A 26,979-nucleotide genomic window follows, 5' to 3' on the forward strand; every position below is an offset into this window, starting at 1 on the left:
CACCCGGCAGGCCGAGGCCGCTTGCCTCATCCCCGTCCGGGAGTCCTGAATGGATGCCACGGGGTTCCGGCGGCTCTGGGACCGGATCGCCGGGATCGGCAGAGCCGACTCCGGCGGGTACCTCCGGTTCTCCTGGAGCGCGGCCGACCTCGCGCTCCGCGAATGGTTCGACGCGCAGGCCGCCGAGCGCGGGCTGCGCGTCGAATCCGACCGGAACGGGAACCGGTACGCGACCTGGGACGCCGGGACCGGCCCGGCCGTCCTCACCGGCAGCCACTTCGACTCGGTCCCGCACGGCGGCGCCTACGACGGCCCGCTCGGGATCGTCTCGGCGTTCCTCGCCGTCGACGAACTGAAGGCCGCGGGGTTCGAACCGAAGCGGCCCATCGTCATCGGCGCGTTCACCGAAGAGGAGGGCGGCCGCTTCGGCGTCCCCTGCCTCGGGACGCGCCTCATGACCGGGGCCGTCGACCCCGACCGGGCCCGCGGCCTGACCGACCCGGACGGGACCACGCTCGCCGACGCCATGCGCGCGGCCGGGGCCGACCCGGACGCGCTCGGCCCCGACCCCGACCGGCTCGCCTCGATCGCCGCGTTCGTCGAACTCCACATCGAGCAGGGCCGCGCCCTCGACGCCCCGGTCGGCGTCGCCGGCGCGATCTGGCCGCACGGGCGCTGGCGCATGACGTTCACCGGCGCCGGCGACCACGCCGGGACCACGCGCCTGCCCGACCGGCGCGACCCGATGCTCACCTTCGCGTTCGCCGTCCTGGCCGCCCGCAAGGAGGCCCGCCTCGCCGGTGGCCTGGCGACCGTGGGGCGCGTCGAGGCGGTCCCGAACGCCACCAACGCGATCGCCTCCGAGGTCACCGCCTGGCTCGACGCCCGCGCACCAGACGAGGCCGTGCTCGCCGAGATCCTCGCCGGGTTCGAATCGAAAGTGAAGGACCGGGCCGCCCGTGACGGCACCGGCTTCCAGATCGCGCCCGAATCGGAGACGCCGATCGTCGAGTTCGACGCCTCACTGCGCGACCGGATCGCCGCCGTCCTCGGCGGCGCGCCGATCCTCCCCACGGGCGCGGGCCACGACGCGGGCGTCCTCGCCGTGCACGTCCCGACCGCGATGCTGTTCGTGCGCAACCCCACCGGGGTCTCCCACGCCCCCGGCGAAGCCGCGAGCGACGAGGACTGCGCGGCGGGCGTCGACGCCCTCGCAGCCGTGCTGCAGGACCTCGCGTGCTGACCTACTGGGCCCGGCACGCCCGACTCCCAGGCGGCATCGCCGACGCGGTCGCGATCGACGTCGCCGACGGCCGCATCGCCGCCGTCACCCCCGGGGCCGCCCCGCGCGGCGAGATCCTCGGCGGGCTCGTCCTCCCCGGCTTCGCGAACACGCACTCGCACGCGTTCCACCGGGCCCTGCGCGGGCGCACCCACGACGGCAAGGGCACCTTTTGGACTTGGCGCCAAGGCATGTACGCGCTAGCCGGGCGCCTCGACCCCGAGTCCTACCACCGGCTCGCGCGCGCCGTGTACGCCGAGATGGCCCTCGCGGGGATCACCTGCGTCGGCGAGTTCCACTACCTCCACCACCAGGCCGGCGGGCGCCCGTACGCGGACCCGAACGCCATGGGGGAGGCCCTGATCCAGGCCGCCGCCGACGCCGGGATCCGCATTACGCTCCTCGACACGCTCTACCTCTCCGGCGGCTTCGGCGCACCCCTCTCGGCCGCGCAGGAGCGCTTCGGCGACACCGGACTCGAAGGCTGGCTCGACCGCGTCGAGCGCCTCCGGCCCCCGGCGCACGCGCGCATCGGCGGCGCCGTCCACTCCGTGCGCGCCGTCCCCGACGAGGCCATCGCCGCTTTCGCGTGCTCCACCGAAGGCCGCCCCGTCCACGTGCACCTCTCCGAGCAGCGCGCCGAGAACGACGCCTGCCGCGCCGAACACGGCTGCACGCCCACCGAACTCCTCGAACGCTGCGGGCTCCTCGGCCCCGACCTCACCGCCGTCCACGCCACGCACCTCGCCGCGCACGACGTCGAGCTCCTCGCCCGCTCCGGCACCACGGTGTCCTTCTGCCCCACCACGGAACGCGACCTCGCCGACGGCATCGGCCCCGCCCGCGCCCTCGCCGACGCCGGGGTCCGGCTCACCCTCGGCACCGACTCGAACGCCGTCATCGACATGTTCGAAGAGGCCCGCGCCCTCGAAATGCACGAGCGCCTGCTGAGCGAGGAACGCGGCCGGTTCACGCCCGACTTCCTCCACGGGGCGGCCACCGCGCACGAGACCCTCGGCTTCCCGGACGCGGGCCGCATCGAGCCCGGCGCCCGCGCCGACCTCGTCACCATCGCGCTCGACACCCCGCGCACCGCCGGGGCCCGCCTCGACGGGATCGTCTACGCCGCCACCGGTGCCGACGTCACCGACGTCGTCGCCGACGGCCGCCACATCGTCCACGAGGGACGCCACCGGTACATCGACGCCGGGGCCGAACTCCGCGAAGCGATCGGGGAACTCTGGCAATGAACCCGCCCAAGAGCCCACTCAAGAGCCTGTTGATCGACGGCATCGGCGAACTCTTCTGCGCCGACGGCGACGGCACCGTCTACTACGACGCCGCGGTGGTCATCGAGGACGGCCGCATCGCATGGGTCGGCCACCGGCTCGAACGGCCCGCCGCCGACGAGTACCTGGACGTCGACAACCGGGCCGTGATCCCCGGGTTCGTCGACAGCCACGCGCACCTCGTCTTCGCGGGCGACCGGAGCCCGGAGTTCAACGCGCGCATGAGCGGCGAACCCTACGACGGCGGCGGCATCCGCACCACCGTCACCGCCACGCGCCTCGCGAGCGACGAGCGCCTGGCCGAGAACTGCGCCCGCCTCACCGCCGAGATGCTCCGCCAGGGGACCACCACTGTGGAGATCAAGTCCGGGTACGGGCTCACCGTCGACGACGAGGCCCGGTCCCTGCGCATCGCCCGCGATTTCACCGACGAGACCACGTACCTCGGCGCGCACACCGTCCCCACGGGCGCAGACCCCGACGAGTACACCGCGCTCGCGGCCGGGCCCATGCTCGACGCCTGCGCGCGCCACGCTAAATGGGCCGACGTGTTCTGCGAACGCGGCGCCTTCGACGGCGACCAGGCCCGCGCGGTCCTCACCGCGAGCGCGAAGGCCGGTCTGGGGCTGCGGGTCCACGCGAACCAGCTCACCGAAGGCCCCGGCGTCCGGCTCGCCGTCGAGCTCGACGCGGCCTCGGCCGACCACTGCACCCACCTGAGCGGCGCCGACGTCGACGCCCTCGCGAACTCCACCACCGTCGCGACCCTGCTGCCGGGCGCGGAGTTCTCGACCCGCTCGCCGTACCCGGACGCGCGGCGGCTGCTCGACGCCGGTGCTCGCGTGGCGCTCGCGACCGACTGCAACCCCGGCTCGTCCTTCACCAGCAGCATGGCGTTCTGCATCGCGCTCGCGGTCCGCGAGATGCGCATGACCCCGGCCGAAGCGGTCGAGGCCGCCACCGCGGGCGGCGCCGACGCGCTGCGGCGCAGCGACATCGGGCGCATCGCGGTCGGGGCCCGCGCCGACCTGGTCGTGCTCGACGCCCCCTCATACGTCCACCTGGCCTACCGGCCGGGGACGCCGTTGATCGAGACCGTCGTCCGCGGCGGCAGCATCATGTAATAGAGGAGAGCGATGTCCACCGTCCACATCAAGCCGGTCCCCGTCTCGCCGGAGGAGGTCGTCGCGGTCGCGCGCGACCGGGCCCGCGTCGTCATCGACGCCGAGGCCCGCGAGGCCATGGCCGCGAGCCGCGCGATCGTCGACGCGATCGAACGCGACGGCCGCCCCGTCTACGGCGTCTCGACCGGGTTCGGGGCGCTCGCCAACACGTTCGTCGCCCCCGAGCGCCGCGCCGAACTCCAGCACGCGCTCATCCGCTCGCACGCCGCCGGCGTCGGCGAACCGATGCCCGTCGAAGTGGTGCGCGCGATGATGCTGCTGCGCCTGCGCTCGCTCGCCATGGGGCGCTCGGGGGTCCGGCCCGAGGTCGCCGACGCGCTCGCCGCGGTCCTCAACGCCGGGATCACGCCGTGGGTCCCGCAGCACGGGTCCCTCGGCGCTTCGGGCGACCTCGCCCCGCTGGCGCACTGCGCGATGGTGCTCCTCGGCGAAGGCTGGGTCCGGCTCCAGGACGGGACCCGTGCGGAGGCGGGCCCGGTCCTCGAAGCGGCGGGCCTGACGCCGATCACGCTGTCGTCCAAGGAGGGCCTGGCGCTCATCAACGGCACCGACGGCATGCTCGGCATGCTGCTGCTCGCCGTCGCGGACCTGCGGCACCTGCTGACGATGGCCGACGTGTGCGCCGCCCTGTCGAACGAGGCGATGCTCGGCTCGGACCGGCCGTTCCAGCCCGAACTCCACGAGATCCGCCCGCAGCCGGGCCAGGCGCTGAGCGCCGCGAACATCCACCTGCTGCTCCAGGACTCCGAGGTCATGGACTCCCACCGCAACGACCTCGCGCACGCCGTCCAGGACGCCTACTCGATGCGCTGCGCCCCGCAGGTCGCCGGCGCCGCGCGCGACGTCCTCGATTACGCGGAGACGGTGGCGGCCAGGGAACTCCAGTCGGTCGTCGACAACCCGGTGGTGCTCCCGGACGGGCGCGTCGAATCCACCGGGAACTTCCACGGCGCCCCGCTCGGGTACGCCGCGGACTTCCTCGGCATCGCCGCCGCCGACGTCGGCTCGATCTCGGAGCGCCGCGTCGACCGGCTCCTGGACGTCACCCGCTCGCGCGGCCTCCCGGCGTTCCTCAGCCCCGACCCCGGCGTCAACTCCGGCCTCATGATCGCCCAGTACACGGCCGCGGGCATCGTCGCCGAGAACCGCCGCCTCGCGTCCCCGGCGTCCGTGGACTCGGTCCCGACCTCCGGCATGCAGGAGGACCACGTGTCGATGGGCTGGGCCGCGGGCTGCAAGCTCCGCACCATCATCGACAACCTCGGCACGCTCCTCGCCGTCGAACTCCTCGCCGGCGTCCAAGGGCTCCAACTCCGCCAACCCCTCATCCCGAGCCCGGCCGCCCGCGCCGCCATCGCCGCAGTCGCCCCGATCGCCGGCAAGCCCGGCCCCGACCAGTTCCTCGCCCCCGTCATCGAACAGGTCAAGCACCAGCTTGAAGGCCCCGCCCTCCGAACCGAGATCGAAACCGCGGTCGGCCCCCTCCGCTGACGCACGAAGCGGCCCGGCGGAGTCCCGCCGGGCCGCTTCTGCAAGACGCGATATAGCGCATTCGCTATACTCGACCTATGGAACGAGCACTGCCGACCGCGGTCGAGCGCCTGCGGACCGAACGCCTGAGCCGCCGGCTCTCCCAGGCTGACCTCGCCGCGCGCATCGGCACCACCCAGTCCGCCGTCGCCCGGCTCGAATCCGGCGACGCCGACCCGCGCCTCAGCACGCTCGAACGCTACGCGAACGCAGTCGGCGCCGCCATGGTCGTCGAGTCCGCCCACGGTCCTTCCCTCGACGCGACCGCCACCGCCGTGCGCCTGGCGCTCTCCGGCGGCGACCCGAACGACGCGCTGCGGCACGTGATCCAATTTCTCGACGACGTCCGCGGCGCCGACGCCGCAGCGGTCCGCCGGTCGATGCGGGTCGAACCCGACACCACCGGCGACCGTCGCTGGGACGCACTGCTCGCGGGCGTCGCCGAATACGCGAGCCGCCGTGCTCGGACCCCGGTCCCGGGATGGGCGACCGCGCCCGGACGGTTCCTCAAGCGGTTCTGGTTCGTCATCGAGGACCTCCTGGGGCGGCCCGCCCCCGGACTCGCCGCCCTGGCCTTCGCGGACGCGCCGCCCGAGCTGGCGAACCGCGGTGTGTTCCTCGACCGGTCCTCATTGGAGAGCGTGTGAGCCTGCTCAGCCGCGACGAGATCATCGAACTGCTCACTGAACTCGGCGCCGAACTCGAAGCCGCGGGCGAACGCGCCGACCTCTTCCTGGTCGGCGGCGCTGCGATGGCGCTGGCGTACAACACCAGGCGGGCGACCCGCGACCTCGACGCGGTCTTCGAACCGAAGCAGGTCGTCTACGCGGCCGCTCGCAAGGTGGCCGAGCGCAACGGGATCGCCGAGGACTGGCTCAACGACGCGGTGAAGGGCTTCCTCCCTGGCGAGGACCCGAACGCGACACTGCTGTTCGAGAGCCCGGGCATCACGGTCCGGGTGGCCTCGCCGCGCTACCTGTTCGCGATGAAGGCCGCGGCGGCCAGGATCGGCCGCGACTCCGACGACCTCCAGCAGCTCTACCGACTCGCGGGATTCGGCACGGTCGAGGAGGCGCTCGACAGCGTGGCGGAGTTCTACCCGCCGCACCTGCTGAGTCCCAAGACCGAATTCATTGTGCGGGAACTGCTTTCGTAGCTCGCGTTGGCGAGGCTCTGGTTGCGGTGCTTCAATTGGGGCCGTGCGAGCGGGAGAGGGCCTATGACTGAGATGTCGACTGCTGGAGACGGGGTGCACGCGTACCTCGCCGTTCAGGTCGAGGCGCTGCGGGCGTTTCGGGAGCCGGTGATGCGGGCCGAAGAGGACGCAGTGCACCGCATGCGGGTCGCGACGCGGCGGCTGCGGTCGCTGTTGTCGACGTACGGGAGCCTGTACGCGGAGCTGCCGCTCAAGCGGCGGCGGTTGCGGTGGCTGGCCGACGAGCTGGGGAGCGTCCGGGACCTCGAAGTGCTGCGGATGCGGTTCGCCAAGCGGCTCGGGGACGAGCGGCCGGAGTGGTTCGCGGAGCTTGAGGAGAAGGAGCGGCTCGCCTACGGGCCGTTGATCGAGGCGTGCGGGCGCGAGCGGACCGGCAAGCTGCTCGACGCGGCCGGGTCGCTAGCTGCCGCGCCGGTGTTCACTCCCGCTGCGGCGCAGCCCGCGGACGAGGTGCTCGGGCCGATCGTGGAGGCGTCGCGACTGGAGATGGCAAGGGCGATCGAGGCGGTCGCGGGGGCGGCCGATCCGGACGAGGCGCGGCATCAGGCGCGCAACGCCGCCAAGCGGGCCCGGTACACCGCCGAGGCCGCGACCGCGCTCGGGGAAAGTGCGGCAGTGGTCGCCGCCGACGCCAAGCGGATCCAGAACCGGTACGGGCGCTGCCAGGACGACGCGGTCGCGATCGCGTACCTCGAAGCGCACGCGCCCGATTCGCCGCTGCTGGACGACGAACGCCGCCGCCACGCGAAGCACATCGCACGCGCGGCAGCGGCGCTCGAAACGGTCGAGGCGGCCTAGAGACCCGAGAGCTTCTGGCCGGCGCGGATGACGGCCATGCCGAGGCGGTCGCCGGGGCGGCGTCCCAGGCGCTCTATGGGTCCGGACACCGAGATGGCGGCGACGACGCGGCCGGTCTTGTCGCGGACGGGGGCGGAGACGCTGACGACGCCGGGTTCGCGCTCGGCGACCGACTGCGCGAAGCCGCGGCGGCGGACCTCGGCGAGGGTCTTGGAGGAGAAGCGGCACTTCGGCAGCAGGGGCAGGATCCCTTCGGGCGGTTCCCAGGCGAGGAGCACCTGGGCGCCGGAGCCGGCGGTCATCGGCAGGGCCGCGCCGACGGGGACGGTGTCGCGCAGCCCGGAGGCGCGCTCGGCCGCGGCGACGCACACGCGCTCGTCGGCCCTCCTGCGGTAGAGCTGCGTCGATTCGCCGGTCTGGTCCCGCAGCAGGTTGAGGACCGGTTCGGCCGCGCTGAGCAGGACGTCGGCCGTGGACCCGGCGAGCTCGCCGAGCTTCGGGCCGGGACGCCAGCGCCCCTCGTGGTCGCGTTGCAGCATCTCGTGGGCCTCCAGGGCCTGCGCGAGCCGGTGGGCCGTGGCCCTGGGCAGACCGGTCTCGTGCACGAGCTCAGCCAGGCTGGCGCCGTTGGTGCATGCCGTGAGGATGAGCACCGCCTTGTCGAGGACGCCCACTCCGCTGATAGTATTCGTTCTCACGAGCTGAACATTACCTCCCATATTTCGAGAAGTCCAACGACTGGGAACAGAGATGTCACGTACACCACAAGAAGCTGAGGGCGCACGACCGCAGACCCTCGCGGAGAAGGTCTGGAACGCCCACGTGGTCCGCACCGGCGGCCAGCAGCCGGACCTGCTCTACATCGACCTGCACCTCCTCCACGAGGTGACCAGCCCCCAGGCCTTCGACGGCCTGCGGCAGGCCGGGCGCAAGGTCCGCCGGACCGATCTCACGATCGCGACCGAGGACCACAACACGCCCACCGACAACCTCTTCACCATCGCGGACCCCACGAGCCGCAAGCAGATCGAGACGCTGCGCACCAACTGTGAGGAGTTCGGCGTCCGCATCCACTCCCTGGGAGACGCGAACCAAGGCGTGGTCCACGTCGTGGGACCCCAGCTGGGACTGACGCAGCCGGGCATGACCGTGGTCTGCGGCGACTCCCACACCTCCACTCACGGCGCGTTCGGCTCGATCGCGTTCGGCATCGGCACCAGCGAGGTCGAGCACGTCCTCGCCACGCAGACGCTGCCGCAGGCGAAGCCGAAGTACATGGCCGTCACCGTGAACGGCTCCCTGCCCGAGGGCGTGTCCGCCAAGGACCTCATCCTCAAGATCATCTCGATCACCGGCACCGGCGGCGGCAAGGGCCACATCGTCGAGTACCGCGGGCAGGCCATCGAAGAGCTCTCCATGGAGGGCCGCATGACGATCTGCAACATGTCGATCGAGTGGGGCGCCAAGGCCGGCCTGATCGCCGCCGACCAGAAGACCTTCGACTACGTGCAGGGCCGCCCGCACGCCCCGCAGGGCGAGGACTGGGACGCGGCCGTCGAGTACTGGCAGACCCTCACCACCGACGAGGGCGCCGTGTTCGACAAGGAGATCGTCATCGACGCGGCCTCCCTGAGCCCGTTCGTCACCTGGGGCACCAACCCCGGCCAGGGCGTCGAGCTCTCCGGGAACGTGCCCGACCCGGCCGCGTTCGAGGACGCGATCGAGCGCACCACCGCCGCGAGCGCCCTGGAGTACATGGGCCTCGAAGCGGGCACGCCGATGCGCGAGATCGACGTGGACGTCGTCTTCCTCGGGTCGTGCACCAACGGCCGCATCGAGGACCTGCGCACGGCCGCCGAGGTCATCAAGGGCCGCAAGGTCGCCGACGGCGTCAACATGATGGTCGTCCCCGGCTCCGCGAAGGTCCGCGAGCAGGCGATCGAAGAGGGCCTGGACCAGGTCTTCATCGACGCCGGCGCCGACTGGCGCTTCGCGGGCTGCTCGATGTGCCTGGGCATGAACCCGGACCAGCTGACGCCGGGCCAGCGGGCCGCCTCCACCTCGAACCGCAACTTCGAGGGCCGCCAAGGCAAGGGCGGGCGCACCCACCTGGTGTCCCCGGCCGTCGCCGCCGCCACCGCCGTCTCCGGGCACCTCGCCAGCCCGGCGGACCTGTAAGGAAGGGCAAGGGACATGGACAAGTTCACGACCCACACCGGGCGCGTGGCCCCGCTGCGCCGCTCGAACGTCGACACCGACCAGATCATCCCGGCCGTCTACCTCAAGCGGGTCACCAAGACCGGCTTCGAGGACGGCCTGTTCGCCGAGTGGCGCGAGGACGAGAAGTTCCTGCTGAACCAGGACGAGTACAAGGACGCCACGATCCTCGTCACCGGCACCGAGTTCGGCACCGGCTCCTCGCGCGAGCACGCCGTCTGGGCCCTGAAGGACTACGGGTTCAAGGCGGTCGTCGCCCCGCGCTTCGGCGACATCTTCCGCGGCAACTCGCTCAAGAACGGTCTGTTGACTGTGGAGCTGCCCGAGGCCGCCGTGGAGGAGCTGTGGCTGCGCGCTGAGCTCCACCCGGACTCGGAGATCACCGTGGACCTGGCGGAGCGCGAAGTCCGTGCAGGGGACCGGACCTGGTCCTTCGAGTTCGACGAGTTCCTGCGCTGGCGCATGATGGAGGGCCTCGACGACGTGGCGCTGACGCTCCGGGACGAGGACAAGATCGCCGCGTTCGAATCGAACCGGGATGCTTGGCGGCCTAGGACTCTCCCCGCGGCCGTCTAGACCGCACAACTCGATCTTCTTAGCCTTCACGTACGGAGCCGGTGGCGCTGCCACCGGCTCCAGGCGTGTTCCGGGCCCTCCCAACGGGGTTGCGAGCGTCGATTTCGGGCACCCGAATAAAAATTCCTTGCGACACAACGGGTCGATTTTCGCGGAAACAGTTGCGTTCGCTTTCGAAACGTCATAACGTGCGCTTAACAAGCTGGTATGGCTCCAGAACCTTATCGGGAGGGTAGGACTCGTGAACAAGGCAGAGTTCGTCGATCGGATCGCCGCTCGCACTGGCGACCGGGCCGCCGCGAAAGAAGTCGTGGATGTGGCGATCGACGAGATACAGCGCGCGGTGGTGAAAGGGGAGAAAGTCTCCTTCGCCGGTTTCGGCGTCTTCGAGAAGCGCCAACGCGCCGCTCGCATGGCGCGCAACCCGCGCACGGGCGAGGCGGTCAAGGTCAAGAAGACCGTCGTGCCGGCCTTCCGGCCGGGTACCGGGTTCAAGGAACTCGTGACCGGCAAGCGCAAGGCGGCCAAGTCCGCTCCTGCCGCGAAGAAGGCCGCGCCGGCGAAGAAGGCCGCGACCAAGAAGGCGACGACGGCGAAGAAGGCCGTCAAGAAGACCACGCGCGCAGCGTCCACCGCCGCGCGCTCGACGACCACGAGCCGCGTGGCCGCCAAGAAGACCACCACGAAGAAGGCGACGCCGGCGAAGAAGGCCAGCACCGCCAAGAAGGCCGTGCGCAAGACCGCGGCGAAGCCCGCGGCCAAGAAGACCGCGGCGAAGAAGACCACGAAGCGCGGGCGAAGCTTATGCCGTGCCCCGAACCGGTTCGGGGCACGGTGGGGCACCCGTCCGACTCGCACGGGGAAGAGGGCATTCAGGAGCCGCCTGAATGCCCTCGCCGCTTACCCGGGGAAGTCAGGCGAAGAGCGCCGCGGAGAAGTCATTCGCGAACTTCCCCTCTGGATCGACGCGCTCGCGGAGTTTCGCGAAGTCGCCCATTCGCGGATAACGCGAGCGGACCTCATTCATTGGTATCGAAAACAATTTGCCCCAATGCGGCCGCGCAGAAAACGGTTCCAATGCCGCTTCGAGTGCCGCCATCACCGGCGCCACCACTGCATGGTCGCTGATCCACGTGAAGTGAAGCCCCACCGTGTCGCGCCCGAACGCGGGCGACAGCCACAGGTCGTCGGCGGCCATCGTCCGCACCTCGCAGATCTGGACGACGCGCGCCAGGTCCACCCCGATGCCCGCCAGGGCCTCCAGCGCCGCCGTCGCGTCGGCGCGGTCGATCAGGTACTCCGACTGGAGTTCATCGCCCGAACTCGGCGTGAACTCGGGCCTGAAGTGCGGCAGGCGCTCGTGCCAGGGGCCCGTCTGGCCCTGCTGGACCGTGCACGCGGCCGGGTCCACACCGGGGACCGGGTGCCGCGGGCCGTCCGCGAGCGGGGCGCCGAAGCGGTTCGAGGGCGGGAACGGGTGCGTCTGGTCCGCGGTGCGCTGCTTGACCCAGAACTGGAACTCCGGTTCCGCGCCCCAGGGCGTGAACAGGCTCGTGGAGTACGCGGCACTCGTGAGTTCGCCGAAGTGCGCGAGGACCGCGTCCAGGCCCAGCCCGTCGTACACGTACTGGCGCATCTCGAAGGCCGGCAGGAGGTCCAGGGTCACCGAGTGGACGACCCCCAAGGCCCCCAGGTGGACCACCGAGCCCGCGAAGTCCTCGTCGCCGCGCCTGACGGTGCGCAGCTCCCCGTCGGGGCCGATGAACTCGACGGCGGCCACCGCGGTCGCGAGGTTCCCGTTGCGGTCACCCGAGCCGTGCGTGCCCGTCGCGATCGAACCGGCGACCGAGATGTGCGGCAGGGACGCCATGTTGTGGAGCGCGAACCCGGCCCGGTGCACCGCCGCGCTCAGTTCGGCGTACGTGAGCCAGCCCGCGGCCCGCACGACGCCCTTGAGGATGTCGAGCTCCGCGAACGGCTCCATGCCCGCCAGCGACAGCATCACGTCGTCCGAGGCCGCGATCGCGTTGAACGAGTGGCCCGAGCCGAGCACGCGGAGCCTGGACGCGCCGGCGACGGCCGCGCGCGCCTCGTCGAGGGTCGCGGGCGCTTCGAAGCGGGCGGGGGAGAAGCCGATGTTCCCGGCCCAGTTGTGCAGTGGGGCGCGCTCAGGCACGGGCCTACCTCCTGTGAAGGCGCACTCCGGCGCCGGAATCCGATGGCGGAGGCAACCCTAGCGCGCCACTACAGGCGCTCGATCCCCACGAGCTTCTGGCCCGACAGCGACAGCACCCACGCCTCGCCCGGCCGCGTCGACACGTCCGGCGCCTCGACGCCGTCCTCGTCGGCGAGGATCGCGACGGTGTCGCACACGACCTCCGGCTCGGCGCAGACGATCACGGCGCCCCCGCCGCCCGCGAGCTCGCGGATGCGGGCGCTGGAGCGCTCGGGGTTGCGTTCGTGCGCTTCGGTGTCGAACACCGAGTCGCCGGACAGCGTGCAGCGCACGGCCTGCGCGATCGGCTCCACGGTCTGGACGCTCGCGCGCCCGGTCGCGGTGAACGCCCGGTCCGGCTGGTACAGCGATGCGAGCGCGGCCAGGCGCACGGCCTGGTCCTGCCCGCGCAGGCTCAGAGGCCGCGTCACCACGGGTCCGTCCCAGTCCTGCTCGACCTCCGCGGGGGCCACCAGGAGGACCGTGGAGGTCACGGCCGGGAGCGACGCGAAGGCCTTGAGCACCTCCTGGTCCCGCGGCCGCGTCAGGGCCTCGCGGGCCTCGGCGAGGGTCAGCCAGCGGCGCTCGCCGATCTCGTCGTCGGCGGTGAACACCGCGTCGGGCTTCTCAGTGCGCATGGACCAGTAGTCGACCCACTTGAGCACGTCCCCTTCGGGGTTGGGGAGCACGTACGAGGCGCGGCACAGCCACAGCTGCGGGATGACCGGGATCCCGGTCTCCTCTTCGACTTCGCGGCACGCGGCCGCCAGAGGGTGCTCGCCCGGGTCCAGCTTGCCCTTCGGCAGCGACCAGTTGCCCACCCTCGGCCGCCACACCGCGACCACCTCGACCAGGCCGCGCTCGCCGTTGCGCCACAACAGGCCGCCGGCGGCGGCCACCCGCCTCTGCGTACCGCTCACGCCTCTTACGGTACTGGGGCGCACCCACATGCGGGTAGGTCGCCACACGCGCGGAGGACCCTACGGGTGCATGGTCGGGATGCGAACCGCGACCACTGTCCCCTCCTGGTCGCTTTCGAGCGATACGCGCTGCCCCGGGCGCAGGAAGCGCAGCCCGGATACGGCGAAGGCCGCCGCGTCGAAACCGACGCGGCGGCCGCTGTCGAGGACGACCTCGCCTGAGGTGTCCTCGTTGAAGATCGAGACGGTGCCCTGCATGGCTTCAGCATGGACCAAGGGGAACGCCGAAAGCCAGAGGCAGAGCCTCCTACGTGCTTGCTACTTCCGGCTGTGCTTTCTTGTCCGGAACTACTTCCGGATCTGGCGGCGGTCGGAGCCGCCGATCGCCTTGTAGCCCTTGTACCCGAACCAGCCGATGACGCCGATGATGCCGACGACGAGGGCGAACTTGATGAGGCCGCCGAGGAACGCGAAGGCCGCACCGATGACGGTCGCCACGAGCCAGATCGCGATGATGGCACCGCCGAACAGGGCCGCGAGCCAGCCGAAGAGACGCCAGTTCATGTCACTCACTCCGAGTCGAGTCGTATTCCGAGCCGACTGGGTTCGGTCGGCTATCTAGATGTCACTTTGACTCTATGATGACATCATAACTGATCCGGCGCAAGCCCGCGGTCCCCGCCGCGCCCGCGTCCACCGCGCCCTGTACCTGCGGGTTCACGCCGCGTGAGCCGTACCCCTCGCGCAACGAGTCAAACCCCACGCTCCGCTTCCCGTCGCCCGAGCGCGCCGGTGCGGGCGTTAGAGTGCAATGCACTGACGATCCCGTACACAACGGCACAGGCCGAGCCCATGCGGCCGAGCCCCCCGAGAAAGCGAGCCAGCAGGTGACCGAGCCTAAGCCCGAGGCGCAGTACACCTTCCGCCGCCGCGGCGGCGACCGCATCCCCTTCGACGTCCAGGTCTACGCCAACATCGTCAAGGGCGCGATCCTGGGTCTCAGCCGCCGCAACTGGTCCGGCATGGAGCACGTGCCCCTCGACGGCCCCGCGATCCTGGTGTGGAACCACTACTCGGACATCGACCCGATCCTCGTCGTCCACTACGTGTACAACGCCGGCCGCCACCCGCGGTTCCTCCTCAAGGAGTCGATCGTGCGCGTGCCCGTCGTCGGCGCGATCCTCAAGCGCTCCGGGCAGATCCCCGTCAAGCGCGGCAGCGCCGAGGCCGCCGACTCCCTGCGGATCCTCCGCGAGCAGCTCGCCGCGGGCCACGTCGTGATCATGGCCCCCGAAGGCACGGTCACCAAGGAGCCCGACCGCTGGCCGATGCGCGGCAAGACCGGCGTCGCCCGCCTCGCCCTCGAATCCGGCGCGCCCGTCGTCCCGATCGTCCAGTGGGGCGCCCTCGGCATCCACGACCGCAACCGCGACCCCAAGTTCAAACTCGGGCGCAAGCCCGTCACGGTCCGGGCGTTCCCGCCCGTCGACCTCTCCCCTTGGCTCGGAAAAGAACCGAGCCGCGAAGACCTCGTCGAGGTCTCCGACGCCATCATGGAAGCCCTCCGCGCCGGCCTCGCCGAGGTCCGCGGCCAGGAGGCGCCCCCCTTGTACGACCCCCGGCAGCAGCGACCCGAGGAAAGCGAGTCTTCTGAGTGAAAGCAGCCGTCATGGGAGCCGGTTCGTGGGGGACCGTCTTCGCCAAGATCCTCGCCGACGCCGGCACCCCGGTCACCATCTGGGCCCGCCGCGAATCGGTGGCCGCGGCGGTCAACGCCGAGCACCGCAACCCGGACTACTTCCCGGACATTGAACTGCCGCACCTCGTCTCGGCGACCAGCGACCCGGCCGAGGCCCTCGCGGGCGCCGACCTCGTCGTCCTGTCCGTCCCGAGTCAGACCCTCCGCGGCAACCTCGCCGCCTGGTCCGAGCACCTGGAGCCGCACTCGACGCTCCTGAGCCTCATGAAGGGCATCGAACTCGGCTCCACCGAGCGCATGACCGAGGTCATCGCCGAGGTCACCGGTGCCGCCGAATCGCGCATCGCGGTCCTGTCGGGCCCGAACCTCGCGCGCGAGATCGCCGAGCAGCAGCCCACGGCCTCCGTCGTCGCCTGCATCGACCACGGCCGCGCCGTCGACATCCAGAAGGCCGTCACCACCGCCTACTTCCGGCCGTACACGAACACCGACGTCGTCGGCTGCGAACTCGGCGGCGCCGTCAAGAACGTCATCGCCCTCGCCTACGGCATGGCCGCCGGCATGGGCATGGGGGACAACACGAAGGCCACGATCATCACCCGCGGCCTCACCGAGACCACCCGCCTCGGCGTGCGCCTCGGTGCCGACCCGGCCACCTTCGCGGGCCTCGCCGGCCTCGGCGACCTCGTCGCCACCTGCTCCTCCCCGCTGTCGCGCAACCACACCTTCGGCGAACAGCTCGGGCTCGGGGCAACCCTGGAGGAGGCCGCGCGCGTCACCAAGCAGACAGCCGAGGGCGTGAAGAGCTGCCGCTCGATCACCGACCTCGCCCGCAAGGTCGGCGTCGAGATGCCGATCTGCGACGCCGTCGAGCGCGTCTGCCACGAGGGACTCGACCCCAGGGCCGCGGTCGCCGAACTCATGGGGCGCGAGACGAAACCAGAAATCGACAGTTTGAGGTCTGACAATGACTAAACCGACCGTCGCCGTCTTCTTCGGCGGGCGCAGCGTGGAGCAACCCGTGTCCTGCGCCTCCGGCTCCGGCGTCGCCAAGGCGCTGCGCGAGCGCGGCTTCGACGTGACCGCCATCGGCATCACGCGCTCCGGCGAATGGGTCGAACTGCCCTCGGACGCCGCCTTCGCGATCGACGCCGCCGACGCCCTCCCCGAGGTCACCGCCGAAGCCGGCAAGTCCGTCGCCGTCGACCTCGGCCCCGGCTCGCAGCCCATCGCCGACATCGCCTTCCCCGTCCTCCACGGCCCCTACGGCGAGGACGGCACCATCCAGGGCCTGTTCGAGATGGCCGACCTGCCGTACGTCGGCTCGGGCGTCCTCTCCAGCTCCCTGTCGATGGACAAGGAGTTCAGCAAGCGCCTCCTCGCCGCCGAAGGCGTCCCGCAGGGCGACTTCGCGGTCCTCAAGCCCGGCGAGCAGCTCGATGCGCACGCCGTCATCGACAAGCTCGGCCTCCCGATCTTCGTCAAGCCCGCCCGCGCCGGATCGAGCCTCGGCATCAGCAAGGTCAAGTCCGCCGCAGAACTCGCCGAAGCGGTCGAGAAGGCCCGCGAGGTCGACGACAAGGTCGTCTTCGAGGCGTCCTTCGAAGACGTCCGCGAGATTGAGATGGGCGTCCTGGAGACCCTCGACGGGGACCTGGAGATCACCTTCCCCCTCGAAGTCCTCGCCATGGGCGAGGAGGGCTGGTTCGACTTCGACGCCAAGTACCTCGACAACCCCGAGCCGTTCAACCTGCACCCGGACTACCCCGAGGGCGTCGCCGAGCGCGCGCAGGCGCTGGCCCGGAAGGTCTTCCGGCTCCTCGACTGCCGCGACCTCGCCCGCGTGGACTGCTTCCTCGCCCCCGATGGCACCGTGTACCTCAACGAGGTCAACACCATGCCGGGGCTCACGCCGATGAGCGGCGTCCCGCAGGCGTTCGCCGCCGCCGGGGTCTCCTACGGCGACCTCGTGGAGCGCCTGGTCACTCTCGCCGCCTCCCGGGTGGGCGGCAAGTTGGACGACGCGTAACCTGGTTCTGCGATCTATACCCTTGGGTGTGGATCCACCGCATCACCCGTGTGCGCGCCAGGCCCTGAGAACCCTCAGGTGTACTCCTGAGCGCGCTACACTCACGCGTTTCTGCACTTCAGGAACGTATTCAGCCCCGCAGTACCAGCGGGGCAACGCATGAATTACTGGAGAGATCATTGCAAGCTAAGGCGAAAGTCAAGCTTTCCCGATCCCTCGGCATCGCTCTGACGCCGAAGGCCGCCAAGTACATGGAGCGCCGTCCCTACCCTCCGGGGCAGCACGGCCGCGGCCGCAAGAAGGAATCGGACTACAAGAACCAGCTCGTGGAGAAGCAGCGTCTCCGCGCTCAGTACAACATCTCTGAGCGCCAGCTGCGGAACGCCTACGCCGAGGCCGTGCGCCGCAGCGGCAAGACCGGTGAGAACCTGGTCTCGCTGCTGGAATCCCGCCTGGACGCCTTCGTGCTCCGCGCCGGCTTCGCACGGACCATCTACCAGGCCCGGCAGTTCGTCAACCACGGCCACTTCACGGTGAACGGCCGCAAGGTCGACATCGCCTCCTACCGCCTGAAGTCCGGCGACTTCGTCCAGGTCCGCAAGAAGTCCCGCGAGACCACCCCGTTCCAGCTGGCCGCGGCCGGCGCCTGGGCGGGCGAAGTGACTCCGGCCTACATCGAGGCCCACCTCGAAGGCCTGATCGCCCGCTTCCTGTCGGTGCCCGAGCGCAAGCAGATCCCCGTGATCTGCGACGAGCAGCTCGTCGTCGAGTACTACTCGAAGTAAGCCTGAGCGTGCACTGAACGCCGCCGCGGTCGGCATCGCGTCGACCCGGCGGTGTTCAGGCGCCTCCCGAGTGCCCTCTGTCACGGTCAACCCCCTGGTAGGCGGTCTCGGGACGCGAGTAGACTCGCTCAGTGGTGCAGTGCGTCCCTTATCAGGGCGTCACGTGCTCCGGGTACTGATCCGGACACCTCTGGCGATGCGCGGCATCATTCTCACGCCCGCCCGAAGCATCTGCGTCGGATCGGCGTGCCAGTAGCTCCGCACACGAGGAACACGTGCGGAGTTTTCAGACCGAGTTGTCACGGTAGCGGAGGACATGCCGAAAAAAGACGGTGCCATCGAGATTGAAGGCAAGGTCGTCGAGTCCCTCCCGAACGCCATGTTCCGGGTGGAACTCACCAACGGCCACAAAGTACTCGCTCACATCAGCGGCAAGATGCGCCAGAACTACATCCGAATCCTCCCTGAGGACCGGGTCGTGGTGGAGCTCTCGCCGTACGACCTGTCGCGCGGGCGGATTGTCTACCGTTACCGCTGACCTGACGACTACATGAAGTAGGACTCGTGAAAGTCAAGCCGAGCGTCAAAGTGATCTGCAAGAACTGCCGCGTGATCCGCAGGCACGGACGAGTGATGATTATCTGCTCGTCCGACCCGCGTCACAAGCAGCGTCAGGGCTAAGCAGCACATACGCCAGCAGAAAGGCCCCAGAAGGGGAAACCGCCGTCAGTGCGCAAGCACAACCCCCGGCTCGGAGGCCGGGGCTCGCATCGCCCGTCAGGGCAGGGGAAGTTGAGAACCCCAGCGGGAAGGCAGTGGTCAGACCTCCGACGACACTAGGAGTACGCCTCTATGGCACGCCTGGTTGGAGTGGACCTCCCGCGCGACAAGCGCCTGGAGATCGCACTCACCTACATTTACGGCATCGGCCGCACGCGCTCGCTCGAGACGATCGCCGCGACCGAACTCGACCGCGACAAGCGCGTCAAGGACCTCACCGACGAAGAGCTCGTGTTGCTCCGCAACTACATCGAAGAGAACTTCCAGGTCGAGGGCGACCTGCGCCGCGAGGTGCAGGCCGACATCCGCCGCAAGATCGAGATCAACTGCTACCAGGGTCTCCGTCACCGCTACGGCCTTCCGGTCCACGGTCAGCGGACCAAGACCAACGCCCGTACTCGCAAGGGTCCGAAGAAGACCGTCGCGGGCAAGAAGAAGGCACGTTAGGAGACCATCTGATGCCACCGAAGACTCGCGGCGGTTCCAAGAACCCGCGCGCCAAGAAGAAGAACGTGCCCCACGGGCACGCTCACATCAAGAGCACCTTCAACAACACCATCGTGTCGATCACCGACCCGACCGGTGCCGTGATCTCCTGGGCCTCCTCCGGCCAGGTCGGTTTCAAGGGCTCGCGCAAGTCGACCCCGTACGCCGCGCAGATGGCCGCCGAGGCCGCCGCCCGCCGTGCGATGGACAACGGCATGCGCAAGGTCGACGTCTACGTCAAGGGCCCGGGCTCGGGCCGCGAGACCGCGATCCGCTCCCTCCAGGCCGTCGGCCTCGAGGTCGGCTCGATCAACGACGTCACCCCCCAGCCGCACAACGGCTGCCGGCCCCCGAAGCGCCGCCGCGTCTAGCACGCGACCCGCTTCACGGAGTTCTTCACCGATCCAAGTGTCTAGGCGTCAAATAGCGGGCGCCCCGAACAAAGGAAACATCGCACAGTGCTTATCACTCAGCGGCCCACGCTCACCGAGCAGCAGATCAGCCCGACCCGCTCCAAGTTCACGATCGAACCCCTGGAGCCCGGCTTCGGCTACACGCTCGGCAACTCGCTGCGGCGCACGCTGCTGTCGTCCATCCCGGGCGCGGCGGTCACGTCGATCAAGATCGACGGCGTCCTGCACGAGTTCTCCACCATCCCCGGCGTGAAGGAAGACGTCGTGGAACTGGTGCTGAACGTCAAGCAGATCTGCGTCTCCTCGGAGAGCGACGAGCCGGCCACCATGTACCTGCGCAAGGAAGGCCCCGGCGACGTCCTCGCCGGCGACATCCAGCCCCCCGCGGGCGTGCAGGTCCACAACCCCGAGCTCAAGCTGGCGACCCTGAACTCGAAGGGCCGCCTCGACATGGAGTTCGTGGTGGAGCGCGGCCGCGGCTACGTCTCGGCCCCGGCGAACAAGGCCGACACGAACGAGATCGGCCGCATCCCGGTCGACTCGATCTACTCGCCCGTGCTGAAGGTCGCCTACTCGGTCGACGCCACGCGCGTCGAGCAGCGCACCGACTTCGACAAGCTCACCGTCGACGTCGAGACCAAGCCGTCCACCACGCCGCGCACCGCGCTGGCGTCGGCGGGCTCCACCCTGGTGGAGCTGTTCGGCCTGTACCGCGAGCTCGACACCGAGGCCGAGGGCATCGACGTCGGGCCCAGCCCGGCCGACCAGCAGCTGGCCGCCGATCTGGCCCTGCCGATCGAGGACCTGGACATGACCGTCCGGTCCTACAACTGCCTCAAGCGCGAGGGCGTCAACACCGTTGGCGAACTCATCAACCGCACCGAGGCGGACCTGCTCGACATCCGCAACTTCGGGCAGAAGTCGATCGACGAGGTCAAGATGAAGCTCGCCGGCATGGGCCTGAGCCTCAAGGACTCCCCCGGCACCTTCGACCCGAGCGAGGCCGCTGTGGCCTACGGCGGGTCGCCGGTCGCCGCGGACGACGAGTACGAAGACGACGGCGAAGACCTCCGCGAGACCGAGCAGCTCTAACCGCTGCGTGAATACGGCGGTCGGTTCCGTAAGACGGCCGGCCGCGTCAAACCAAGAGGAGTAAGAAATGCCTAAGCCCACCAAGGGCCCGCGCCTGGGCGGTTCCCCGGCGCACGAGAAGCTCATGCTCTCGGGCCTCGCGGCCTCCCTGTTCGAGCACGGCAGCATCACCACGACGCTGACCAAGGCCCGCCGCCTCCGCCCCTACGCCGAGCGTCTCATCACGTACGGCAAGAAGGGCACGCTGCACCACCGCCGCCTGGCGCTGGCCAAGCTCCGCAACAAGGACGCCACCCACGACCTGTTCGAGCAGGTCGCCCCCCGCTTCGCGACCCGCGAGGGCGGTTACACCCGGATCATCAAGGCCGGGAACCGCAAGGGCGACAACGCGCCGATGGCGATCATCGAACTCGTCGACTAAGACGGCAGGCGAACCGCGCGCAGGGCTTATGCTCTGCGCGCGGTTTCTTTTACCCCAGGAGGTCTTCACGTGGAGGACACGACGCGCCTGCGCCTCGGCGTCGCGTACGACGGCGCCGAGTTCTCGGGCTGGGCCCTGCAACCGGGCCTGCGCACGGTGGCCGCCGAGGTCATCCGGGCCCTGGAGCTCCTCTTCCGCGACATCAGGGATTTCACGGTCGCGGGCCGCACCGACGCGGGCGTGCACGCGACCGGGCAGGTCGTGCACGTCGACGTGCCGACCGCGAAGTGGGAGGAGCTGCGCGAGCGGCTGCTGTGGCGCCTGCGCGGCATCCTGCCGCCCGACGTGCGGGTCGTGTCCGCCGAGGCCGTGGACCGGTCCTTCAACGCGCGCTTCGCGGCCCAGTGGCGCCGCTACCGGTACCGGGTCGCCGACGCCGTGTTCGGCGTGACCCCGCTGCGGCGCCTCGACACCCTCGCCTGGCCGCGGCCGCTGGACGTGGAGCGGATGCACGCGGCGAGCCAGCGCCTCATCGGCGAGCACGACTTCGTCGGCTTCTGCAAGCAGCGCGAGGGCGCGACGACCATTCGCGAACTGCTGCAATACGACTGGGCCCGCGACGAGGACGGGACCGCGGTGGCGACGGTCCGCGCGGACGCGTTCTGCCACTCGATGGTCCGCAGCCTCGTCGGGGCCGCGCTCGCGGTCGGCGACGGCCGCCGCGACGAGGAGTGGCTCGCGTCGATCTTGTCGATCGGCGAGCGGGCCAACGACGTCCACGTCGTCGGCCCGCACGGCCTCACCCTCGTCGAAGTGTCCTATTCGGACGACCCGGGCGACTGGCAGTCCCGCGTCGACCTGACGCGCCGGGTCCGCACGCTCTAACCTTCGATGACCTCCTGGGCGCGCACGAGGGCGTCGTTCATCTCGGTCTGCCAGGCGTACAGGTCGTCCTCGATCTCGGTGTAGGCGTCGATGTGCGCCTGGTCGTAGGCGGCGACGGAGGCCGCGGTGTAGCCGGTCTCGGCGTCGCATTCGGTGAAGTCGACGGCGACGGTGATCTCGTAGGCCTTGCGGCCCTCGTAGTCGTCGGGGAGGCCGCCGGGCAGGGGCGGGGCCTCGACACCGGTGTCGGAGCCTTCGAGGAGGTCCTCGTCGAGGTAGAGGGGCGCGAAGTACTCCCAGACGGGGAGGCCGCCGGATTCGGTGAACTCCCAGCCGGGGTGGCCGCGCTCGGCGAGGCAGTCGGTGAACGCGGTCTGTTCCTCTGTCATGGCTTCGGCGTAGGCGGTCTCGATGCCGGTCCAGGCGCCGCTGTCGTGGACGGGGTTGGCGGGCCGGTAGACCCACTGGTCGAAGCCCTCCTCGTCGCGTTCGGACTCGACGAGCACCGGTTCGCCGTAGAGGGATTCGATCATCTCCAGTTCGCAGCCGCCGGGCTTGGCGAACTGCGCGTCCATGGCCTCGTCGTCGACGGTGACGGGCCCGGGGTCCTCCATCATCTCGCCGTCGGAGGTGAACTTCCATTCGTAGCCGGGGGCCTTCTCCTCGCCGACGTAGGCGACGTACCAGGCGCGGCGCTCGTCCTCGGGGAGGGCGGTGAACGCGGTGTTGTCGACCGGGGCGGGGTCCTCGACCCATTCGCCGTGGTCCTCTTCGTATGCGGCGGCCTCGCCGGACTCCAGGGCCTCCTCGCTCTGGGCCCACTGGCCGAAGCCGACCTCGGCGGCCGCGTCGGGGTCGGGGAAGGACGCCTCGTGCGGGTAGTGGTCGCCGGAGATGCTTTCGAGCTCAAGGGGTTCGGGGGTGTGCAGCTCCTCTTCGTCGTGGGCGGTGAAGCCCTGGGCTTCGAGGCAGGCGCGGATGATGCGGTTCTCGGCGGCGTCGAGTTCGGACTCGATGCGGGCGCTCTCGTTGACGAGCTCGGCGAGGGAGACGTCGAGGGTCTCCTCCTGGGCCGCGGTCCCGTCGCCGGTGGCGGCGGTGCAGCCGGTGGCGGCGAGGAGGACGGCGCCGCCGAGCACGGCCGTGCGGATGGGGTGTCGCACTTCGGGTCTCCGTTCGGGAGGTCGATTGGTCCCTCCATGGCGCAGCCGGACCGCCGGAGGGTTGCCGCGGTCGGGCCGGAAATGTCACCAGTCCTTGGAGCGGCGTTCATCGCCAAGTCAGGCCCGGCCCCGAAGCTGAGGTCATGAGACGCTTCCTCACCGCCGGCGCGGTGGCGGCCATCGCCGCTTCCGCGCTGTTCATCGCCCTCCCTTCGCCCGCCGAAGCGCACCCCGAGCGCGACTTCGACCTCCAGGCCCACCGCGGCGGCCTGGGCCTGGTGGTCGAGAACACGCTGCCCGCGTTCGCGAACGCCCTCGAACTCGGCGTGACCACCCTCGAACTCGACGTCCAGATCACCGAGGACGGGCACGCGGTCGTCACCCACGACCGGCGCGTCACCGGGGCCAAGTGCCTCGACACGGCCCCCGCGTTCGCGGGCGACCCCGAGTACCCGTACGTCGGCAAGTACATCGTCAACCTGACCCTCGACCAAGTCCGCACCCTCGACTGCGGGACGCTCACGCAGGCGGCGTTCCCCGGCCAGGAGGCCCACCCCGGCGAGCGGATGCCGCTGCTGTCGGAGGTCTTCGGCCTGGTGCGCGAGTACCGCGCGAACGGCGTGAAGCTCAACATCGAGACGAAGGTCGAAGCCGGTGCGCCGCAGGAGACCGCGCCGCGCGAGGCGTTCGTGGAGGCCGTCGTCGCCGACGTCCGCGAGGCGCGCATCGGCCGCCAGGTCACGATCCAGAGCTTCGACTGGGGCGCGCTCATGCTCATGGGCGAGACCGCGCCCGACCTGCCGCTGGTGGCGCTGACGAACATCTCGTTCCTCCAGACCGGGCAGGCCGGGGCCTCGCCCTGGCTGGGCGGCATCGACATCGACGACTTCGGCGGCGACCCGATCGCCGCGGTCGACTCGTTCGGCGCCGACGCGTTCTCGCCCGTGCACGGCTCCCCGCAGAACGGGAAGGTCGGCGACGCGAACTACGTCCCGTACGTCACCGAGGCGAAGGTCGACCACGCCCACGACTACGGGATCGAAGTGGTCCCGTGGACCGTCGACGACGAGGCGACCATGCGCAAGCTCATCGACGACGGCGTCGACGGCATCATCACCGACTACCCGGACGTGCTCCGCGACGTCATGAAGGACTACGGCTTCAAACTCCCCAAGAAGTACCGCTCCTGCTGAGCGGGCCGGGCCGGGCGGCGCCCTTTTCTCGAATTGAGCGCCGCCGCACTCGCGGCCTAGCCGCGCGGCTGGAACCGCAGCGTCCGGTGCGTTCCCGCAGGCCCCAGCGTTTTTGAACACGTTCGGAACACGCCGACCACGCCTTGTGAAAGCTTTCACAAGAACGTGGATCCGGACGTTCGGGCACCTATCTTCAAGACATGGACGCAACCCAGCTCCTCGCCCAAGCCACCGACGCGGTCGCCGCAGCCGACCCCGCGGGGCTCCTCCCGGCCCGCCAGCAGATGGCGCTCTCGCTCGGGTGGCACATCATCCTCGCCTGCTTCGGCGTCGCCTTCCCGGCGATCATCTTCGTGATGCACCTGCGCGGCATCCGAAAGAACGACCCCGTCGCGCTCGGACTCGCCAAACGCTGGGGCAAGGTCTCCGCCGTGCTCTTCGCCATCGGCGCCGTCTCGGGCACCGTCCTCAGCTTCGAGATGGGGCTCCTGTGGCCCGGCCTCATGGGCACCTACGGCGACGTCCTCGGACTGCCGTTCGCGTTCGAAGGGCTCGCGTTCTTCCTCGAAGCGATCTTCCTCGGCATCTACCTGTACGGGTGGGGCCGCATGCCGCAGAGGCTCCACCTGCTCATGGTGCTGCCGATGGCCGTCACCGGCGTCGTCGGCACCTACTGCGTGCTCGCCGTCAACGCCTGGATGAACTACCCCGTCGGCTTCGACGTCATCGACGGCGAGATCACCAACATCGAGCCGTGGGCCGTCCTGTTCAACAGCCACGTCTTCATGCAGTTCGCGCACATGTGGGTCGCCGCCTACATGGTCGCCGGGTTCTCCATCGCCGCCGTCTACGCCGCCGGCATGCTCAAGGGCCGCCGCGACCGGCACCACCGGCTCGGATTCATGGTGCCCTTCGCGTTCGCCACCATCGCGGCCCTCGCCCAGCCTTTCGTCGGGCACCTCCTCGGCGACGGCCTCGACGAACGCCAGCCCGCGAAACTGGCCGCGTTCGAACTCGCCGAGACCACCGACGACGGCCCCTCGCCGCTGCGCATCGGCGGCGTCCTCATCGACGGGGAGGTCAAGGGCGCCATCGAGATCCCCTACCTCGGGTCGCTCATCTCGATGGGCTCGCTCGAACCCGTCCCCGGCTTCGACCAGATCCCCGACGAGGACGAGCCGCCCGCCAACCTCACCCACTGGGCGTTCCAGTCGATGATCGGCATCGGGCTCCTGCTCATGGCCGCGGTCGCGCTGTACTGGTTCCTGCGCTGGCGAAAACGCGAACTCCTCGACAACAAGTGGTTCCTCCGGTTCATGGCGGTCACCGGTATCCTCGCGGTCACCGCGATGGAGGCCGGATGGATCGCCACCGAAGTGGGCCGCCAGCCGTGGATCGTCTACGGCGTCATGCGGACCACCGAGGCCGCCGGCGACCACTCGGGTGCGCTGTGGCTCGTCTACGGCGGATCGGTGATCCTCTACGGCGGCATGTCGCTCGGCGCGGTCGTCGTGCTCCGCTCGATGGCCCGGCGCTGGCGCAAGGGCGCCGGAGACCTGCCGAGCCCCTACGGACCGCAGATCCTCGCGGCCGACGGCCCGGCGGAAGTGCGGGACTGCGCCGACGAGAAGAGCGCAGTCGCCAACGGCCCCATCGAGAAGACCGCCGCCGGCGAGGAGGCGACCCGATGATGACGATCGAGTTCGCCGTCGCCGCGGCGCTGTTCGCCGGGGTCCTCTGCTACGCCGTGCTCGGCGGGGCCGACTTCGGCTCGGGCTTCCACGACCTGACGGCGGGCGGCAGCCGCCGCGGCGCCGAGGTGCGGACCCTCATCGACCACAGCATCGGCCCGGTGTGGGAGGCCAACCACGTGTGGCTCATCTACGTGATGGTGATGTGGTGGACCGGGTTCCCCGAGTCGTTCGCCGCCGCGATGACCACGCTGTACGTGCCGTTCGTGCTCGCCCTGGTCGGGATCGTGCTGCGGGGCGCGAGCTTCGCGTTCCGCAAGTACAGCGAGACCCTGTGGCAGGCAAGGCTGTTCGGGGTCGTGTTCGCGACCTCCTCGGTGCTCGCGCCGTTCTTCCTCGGCACGATCGCCGGGGCGCTGGCCTCGGGGCGCGTCCCCGCGGGCGGGAACGGCGACCCGTGGACGTCGTGGATCGCGCCGACGCCGCTGTTCACCGGCGCGATCTCGGTGGGCACGTGCGCGTTCCTGGCCGGGACGTTCCTGACCGCCGACGCGGCCCGGCGCGGGCAGCGGGCCCTCGCCGAGCGGATGCGGCTGCGCTCGCTCGTGGTCGGCGCGGCCACCGGCGTCGTCGTCTTCGCGGCGCTTATCCCGATCGAGCACGACGCCCCGACCCTGTGGGAGGGCCTGGTCGGCCGGGCGGCCCCGGTCGTGGCGCTGTCGGCGCTCGGCGGGATCGCGACGCTGGTGCTGCTGTGGCGCAGGCGGTTCGGCCCGGCCCGCGGGACCGCGGTGGTCGCGGTCGCGGCCGTGATGGCGGGTTGGGGGATCGGCCAGTACCCGTGGGTCCTGGTCGACCAGGTGAGCATCGGCGAGGCCGCGGGCGCGCCGGCGACCATGCAGGGCCTGCTCGTGGCCGTGGGGATCGCGGCGGTCGTGGTCGGTCCGGCTCTGGCGTACCTGTTCTACCTGACGCAGACCCCGCAGTGGAGCGGGCAGGAGTCGGAGGGGCCGGCGCGCGTCCACTGGAGCGCCCGCCTCAGGGGTTGACCACAGAGGACATACTTGGTTCCGCGGTGGATACAGTGGAGGGCCGGGCGCGAATGCGCCCGGCCC

General features: G+C 70.4%; 28 protein-coding genes and 2 pseudogenes. 24 read left to right on the plus strand and 6 right to left on the minus strand.

The window, feature by feature from the left end; genetic code table 11:
- Positions 1–49 precede the first annotated feature (49 nt).
- The 7 genes from DI269_RS23600 to DI269_RS23630 all read left to right on the plus strand — a co-directional run bounded on the left by DI269_RS23600 (position 50) and on the right by DI269_RS23630 (position 7,299).
- On the plus strand, positions 50–1,243 hold the full coding sequence (locus DI269_RS23600; RefSeq protein ID WP_112140535.1) for an allantoate amidohydrolase: 1,194 nt from the start codon (positions 50–52) through the stop codon (positions 1,241–1,243).
- The gene (locus DI269_RS23605; protein WP_112140537.1) at positions 1,237–2,532 is read left to right on the plus strand and encodes a formimidoylglutamate deiminase; all 1,296 of its coding nucleotides are present in this window, start codon (positions 1,237–1,239) and stop codon (positions 2,530–2,532) included. Before DI269_RS23600 ends, DI269_RS23605 begins: the two co-directional genes overlap by 7 nt.
- Complete coding sequence (gene hutI / locus DI269_RS23610; RefSeq protein WP_112140539.1) at positions 2,529–3,695, plus strand: imidazolonepropionase; 1,167 nt, start codon at positions 2,529–2,531, stop codon at positions 3,693–3,695. Before DI269_RS23605 ends, hutI begins: the two co-directional genes overlap by 4 nt.
- 12 nt (positions 3,696–3,707) lie before the next feature.
- Entirely contained in the window at positions 3,708–5,246 is a 1,539-nt protein-coding gene (gene hutH, locus DI269_RS23615; RefSeq protein WP_112140541.1) for a histidine ammonia-lyase, read from the plus strand.
- Between the two features lie 77 nt (positions 5,247–5,323).
- On the plus strand, positions 5,324–5,932 hold the full coding sequence (locus tag DI269_RS23620; protein WP_112140543.1) for a helix-turn-helix domain-containing protein: 609 nt from the start codon (positions 5,324–5,326) through the stop codon (positions 5,930–5,932).
- Entirely contained in the window at positions 5,929–6,441 is a 513-nt protein-coding gene (locus DI269_RS23625; RefSeq protein ID WP_112140545.1) for a DUF6036 family nucleotidyltransferase, read from the plus strand. Before DI269_RS23620 ends, DI269_RS23625 begins: the two co-directional genes overlap by 4 nt.
- 63 nt (positions 6,442–6,504) lie before the next feature.
- Positions 6,505–7,299, plus strand: a complete 795-nt coding sequence (locus DI269_RS23630) for a CHAD domain-containing protein (RefSeq protein WP_112140547.1) — start codon at positions 6,505–6,507, stop codon at positions 7,297–7,299.
- Here DI269_RS23630 and DI269_RS23635 read toward each other — a convergent pair.
- Complete coding sequence (locus DI269_RS23635) at positions 7,296–7,982, minus strand: IclR family transcriptional regulator (RefSeq protein ID WP_030157516.1); 687 nt, start codon at positions 7,980–7,982, stop codon at positions 7,296–7,298. The genes DI269_RS23630 and DI269_RS23635 overlap by 4 nt on opposite strands.
- Positions 7,983–8,049: 67 nt before the next feature.
- Between DI269_RS23635 and leuC the strand changes: the two genes are divergently transcribed.
- The 3 genes and pseudogenes from leuC to DI269_RS28460 all read left to right on the plus strand — a co-directional run.
- Positions 8,050–9,477, plus strand: coding sequence for a 3-isopropylmalate dehydratase large subunit (gene leuC / locus DI269_RS23640; RefSeq protein WP_112140549.1), 1,428 nt, complete (start codon positions 8,050–8,052; stop codon positions 9,475–9,477).
- A gap of 15 nt (positions 9,478–9,492) precedes the next feature.
- Complete coding sequence (gene leuD, locus DI269_RS23645; protein ID WP_112140551.1) at positions 9,493–10,092, plus strand: 3-isopropylmalate dehydratase small subunit; 600 nt, start codon at positions 9,493–9,495, stop codon at positions 10,090–10,092.
- Positions 10,093–10,333: 241 nt separating this feature from the next.
- Positions 10,334–10,537, plus strand: a pseudogene (locus DI269_RS28460) (HU family DNA-binding protein); the annotation flags it as partial.
- 468 nt (positions 10,538–11,005) lie between these two features.
- Here the strand turns inward: DI269_RS28460 and DI269_RS23655 are convergent.
- The 4 genes from DI269_RS23655 to DI269_RS23670 all read right to left on the minus strand — a co-directional run bounded on the left by DI269_RS23655 (position 11,006) and on the right by DI269_RS23670 (position 13,791).
- The gene (locus tag DI269_RS23655) at positions 11,006–12,268 is read right to left on the minus strand and encodes a D-arabinono-1,4-lactone oxidase (RefSeq protein WP_112140553.1); all 1,263 of its coding nucleotides are present in this window, start codon (positions 12,266–12,268) and stop codon (positions 11,006–11,008) included.
- A gap of 68 nt (positions 12,269–12,336) precedes the next feature.
- On the minus strand, positions 12,337–13,227 hold the full coding sequence (locus DI269_RS23660; protein WP_198667689.1) for an NUDIX hydrolase: 891 nt from the start codon (positions 13,225–13,227) through the stop codon (positions 12,337–12,339).
- Between the two features lie 60 nt (positions 13,228–13,287).
- The gene (locus tag DI269_RS23665) at positions 13,288–13,485 is read right to left on the minus strand and encodes a cold-shock protein (protein WP_112140556.1); all 198 of its coding nucleotides are present in this window, start codon (positions 13,483–13,485) and stop codon (positions 13,288–13,290) included.
- Positions 13,486–13,575: 90 nt separating this feature from the next.
- Positions 13,576–13,791, minus strand: a complete 216-nt coding sequence (locus tag DI269_RS23670; RefSeq protein ID WP_112140558.1) for a hypothetical protein — start codon at positions 13,789–13,791, stop codon at positions 13,576–13,578.
- A 323-nt stretch (positions 13,792–14,114) separates the two neighbouring features.
- On the opposite strand from DI269_RS23670, the gene DI269_RS23675 reads away from it, so the two are divergent.
- The 11 genes and pseudogenes from DI269_RS23675 to truA all read left to right on the plus strand — a co-directional run bounded on the left by DI269_RS23675 (position 14,115) and on the right by truA (position 21,817).
- On the plus strand, positions 14,115–14,885 hold the full coding sequence (locus DI269_RS23675; RefSeq protein ID WP_198667690.1) for a lysophospholipid acyltransferase family protein: 771 nt from the start codon (positions 14,115–14,117) through the stop codon (positions 14,883–14,885).
- Between the two features lie 11 nt (positions 14,886–14,896).
- A complete protein-coding gene (locus DI269_RS23680; protein ID WP_112140560.1) occupies positions 14,897–15,901 on the plus strand; it encodes an NAD(P)H-dependent glycerol-3-phosphate dehydrogenase in 1,005 nt (334 codons plus the stop codon).
- Complete coding sequence (locus DI269_RS23685) at positions 15,894–16,955, plus strand: D-alanine--D-alanine ligase family protein (RefSeq protein WP_112140562.1); 1,062 nt, start codon at positions 15,894–15,896, stop codon at positions 16,953–16,955. The genes DI269_RS23680 and DI269_RS23685 overlap by 8 nt, the downstream gene beginning before the upstream one ends.
- Before the next feature lie 179 nt (positions 16,956–17,134).
- Positions 17,135–17,740 carry a 30S ribosomal protein S4 gene (gene rpsD / locus DI269_RS23690; protein WP_112140564.1) on the plus strand — a complete coding sequence of 202 codons (606 nt, stop codon included), beginning with the start codon at positions 17,135–17,137 and terminating at the stop codon, positions 17,738–17,740.
- Positions 17,741–18,056: 316 nt separating this feature from the next.
- Positions 18,057–18,278 (plus strand): translation initiation factor IF-1, encoded by a 222-nt coding sequence (infA, locus tag DI269_RS23695; RefSeq protein WP_026929479.1) that lies wholly within the window; start codon positions 18,057–18,059, stop codon positions 18,276–18,278.
- Positions 18,279–18,304: 26 nt separating this feature from the next.
- Positions 18,305–18,421, plus strand: a complete 117-nt coding sequence (rpmJ, locus tag DI269_RS23700) for a 50S ribosomal protein L36 (protein WP_091053360.1) — start codon at positions 18,305–18,307, stop codon at positions 18,419–18,421.
- 171 nt (positions 18,422–18,592) lie between these two features.
- A complete protein-coding gene (gene rpsM, locus DI269_RS23705; protein WP_112140566.1) occupies positions 18,593–18,967 on the plus strand; it encodes a 30S ribosomal protein S13 in 375 nt (124 codons plus the stop codon).
- An 11-nt stretch (positions 18,968–18,978) separates the two neighbouring features.
- Positions 18,979–19,377, plus strand: coding sequence for a 30S ribosomal protein S11 (gene rpsK, locus DI269_RS23710; RefSeq protein WP_091053358.1), 399 nt, complete (start codon positions 18,979–18,981; stop codon positions 19,375–19,377).
- 87 nt (positions 19,378–19,464) lie between these two features.
- Complete coding sequence (locus DI269_RS23715) at positions 19,465–20,511, plus strand: DNA-directed RNA polymerase subunit alpha (protein WP_112140568.1); 1,047 nt, start codon at positions 19,465–19,467, stop codon at positions 20,509–20,511.
- A gap of 67 nt (positions 20,512–20,578) precedes the next feature.
- A pseudogene (rplQ, locus tag DI269_RS23720) lies at positions 20,579–20,926 on the plus strand (50S ribosomal protein L17); the annotation flags it as partial.
- 75 nt (positions 20,927–21,001) lie between these two features.
- The gene (gene truA, locus DI269_RS23725) at positions 21,002–21,817 is read left to right on the plus strand and encodes a tRNA pseudouridine(38-40) synthase TruA (RefSeq protein ID WP_112140572.1); all 816 of its coding nucleotides are present in this window, start codon (positions 21,002–21,004) and stop codon (positions 21,815–21,817) included.
- Here truA and DI269_RS23730 read toward each other — a convergent pair.
- On the minus strand, positions 21,814–22,980 hold the full coding sequence (locus DI269_RS23730; RefSeq protein ID WP_112140574.1) for a hypothetical protein: 1,167 nt from the start codon (positions 22,978–22,980) through the stop codon (positions 21,814–21,816). The genes truA and DI269_RS23730 overlap by 4 nt on opposite strands.
- A 143-nt stretch (positions 22,981–23,123) precedes the next feature.
- Here DI269_RS23730 and DI269_RS23735 point away from each other — a divergent pair, with 143 nt between their 5' ends.
- From DI269_RS23735 to DI269_RS23745, 3 genes are all read left to right on the plus strand, one after another.
- Positions 23,124–24,173 (plus strand): glycerophosphodiester phosphodiesterase family protein, encoded by a 1,050-nt coding sequence (locus DI269_RS23735; protein WP_112140576.1) that lies wholly within the window; start codon positions 23,124–23,126, stop codon positions 24,171–24,173.
- A gap of 200 nt (positions 24,174–24,373) precedes the next feature.
- Complete coding sequence (locus tag DI269_RS23740; RefSeq protein ID WP_198667691.1) at positions 24,374–25,864, plus strand: cytochrome ubiquinol oxidase subunit I; 1,491 nt, start codon at positions 24,374–24,376, stop codon at positions 25,862–25,864.
- On the plus strand, positions 25,864–26,913 hold the full coding sequence (locus tag DI269_RS23745; protein ID WP_112140584.1) for a cytochrome d ubiquinol oxidase subunit II: 1,050 nt from the start codon (positions 25,864–25,866) through the stop codon (positions 26,911–26,913). Before DI269_RS23740 ends, DI269_RS23745 begins: the two co-directional genes overlap by 1 nt.
- Positions 26,914–26,979: the final 66 nt, after the last annotated feature.

Source organism: Glycomyces dulcitolivorans (assembly GCF_003265355.1).
In the GTDB taxonomy this organism is placed as follows: domain Bacteria; phylum Actinomycetota; class Actinomycetes; order Mycobacteriales; family Micromonosporaceae; genus Glycomyces; species Glycomyces dulcitolivorans.

What these genes read in the sequence shown, in the direction of transcription:
- DI269_RS23600 (WP_112140535.1), top strand. Translation starts at nt 50, where the DNA reads ATGGATGCCACGGGGTTCCGGCGGCTCTGGGACCGGATCGCCGGGATC.
- hutI (WP_112140539.1), top strand. Translation starts at nt 2,529, where the DNA reads ATGAACCCGCCCAAGAGCCCACTCAAGAGCCTGTTGATCGACGGCATC.
- hutH (WP_112140541.1), top strand. Translation starts at nt 3,708, where the DNA reads ATGTCCACCGTCCACATCAAGCCGGTCCCCGTCTCGCCGGAGGAGGTC.
- DI269_RS23620 (WP_112140543.1), top strand. Translation starts at nt 5,324, where the DNA reads ATGGAACGAGCACTGCCGACCGCGGTCGAGCGCCTGCGGACCGAACGC.
- DI269_RS23630 (WP_112140547.1), top strand. Translation starts at nt 6,505, where the DNA reads ATGACTGAGATGTCGACTGCTGGAGACGGGGTGCACGCGTACCTCGCC.
- leuC (WP_112140549.1), top strand. Translation starts at nt 8,050, where the DNA reads ATGTCACGTACACCACAAGAAGCTGAGGGCGCACGACCGCAGACCCTC.
- leuD (WP_112140551.1), top strand. Translation starts at nt 9,493, where the DNA reads ATGGACAAGTTCACGACCCACACCGGGCGCGTGGCCCCGCTGCGCCGC.
- DI269_RS23665 (WP_112140556.1), bottom strand. Translation starts at nt 13,485, where the DNA reads ATGCAGGGCACCGTCTCGATCTTCAACGAGGACACCTCAGGCGAGGTC.
- DI269_RS23670 (WP_112140558.1), bottom strand. Translation starts at nt 13,791, where the DNA reads ATGAACTGGCGTCTCTTCGGCTGGCTCGCGGCCCTGTTCGGCGGTGCC.
- DI269_RS23680 (WP_112140560.1), top strand. Translation starts at nt 14,897, where the DNA reads ATGGGAGCCGGTTCGTGGGGGACCGTCTTCGCCAAGATCCTCGCCGAC.
- DI269_RS23685 (WP_112140562.1), top strand. Translation starts at nt 15,894, where the DNA reads ATGACTAAACCGACCGTCGCCGTCTTCTTCGGCGGGCGCAGCGTGGAG.
- infA (WP_026929479.1), top strand. Translation starts at nt 18,057, where the DNA reads ATGCCGAAAAAAGACGGTGCCATCGAGATTGAAGGCAAGGTCGTCGAG.
- rpsM (WP_112140566.1), top strand. Translation starts at nt 18,593, where the DNA reads ATGGCACGCCTGGTTGGAGTGGACCTCCCGCGCGACAAGCGCCTGGAG.
- rpsK (WP_091053358.1), top strand. Translation starts at nt 18,979, where the DNA reads ATGCCACCGAAGACTCGCGGCGGTTCCAAGAACCCGCGCGCCAAGAAG.
- DI269_RS23735 (WP_112140576.1), top strand. Translation starts at nt 23,124, where the DNA reads ATGAGACGCTTCCTCACCGCCGGCGCGGTGGCGGCCATCGCCGCTTCC.
- DI269_RS23740 (WP_198667691.1), top strand. Translation starts at nt 24,374, where the DNA reads ATGGACGCAACCCAGCTCCTCGCCCAAGCCACCGACGCGGTCGCCGCA.
- DI269_RS23745 (WP_112140584.1), top strand. Translation starts at nt 25,864, where the DNA reads ATGACGATCGAGTTCGCCGTCGCCGCGGCGCTGTTCGCCGGGGTCCTC.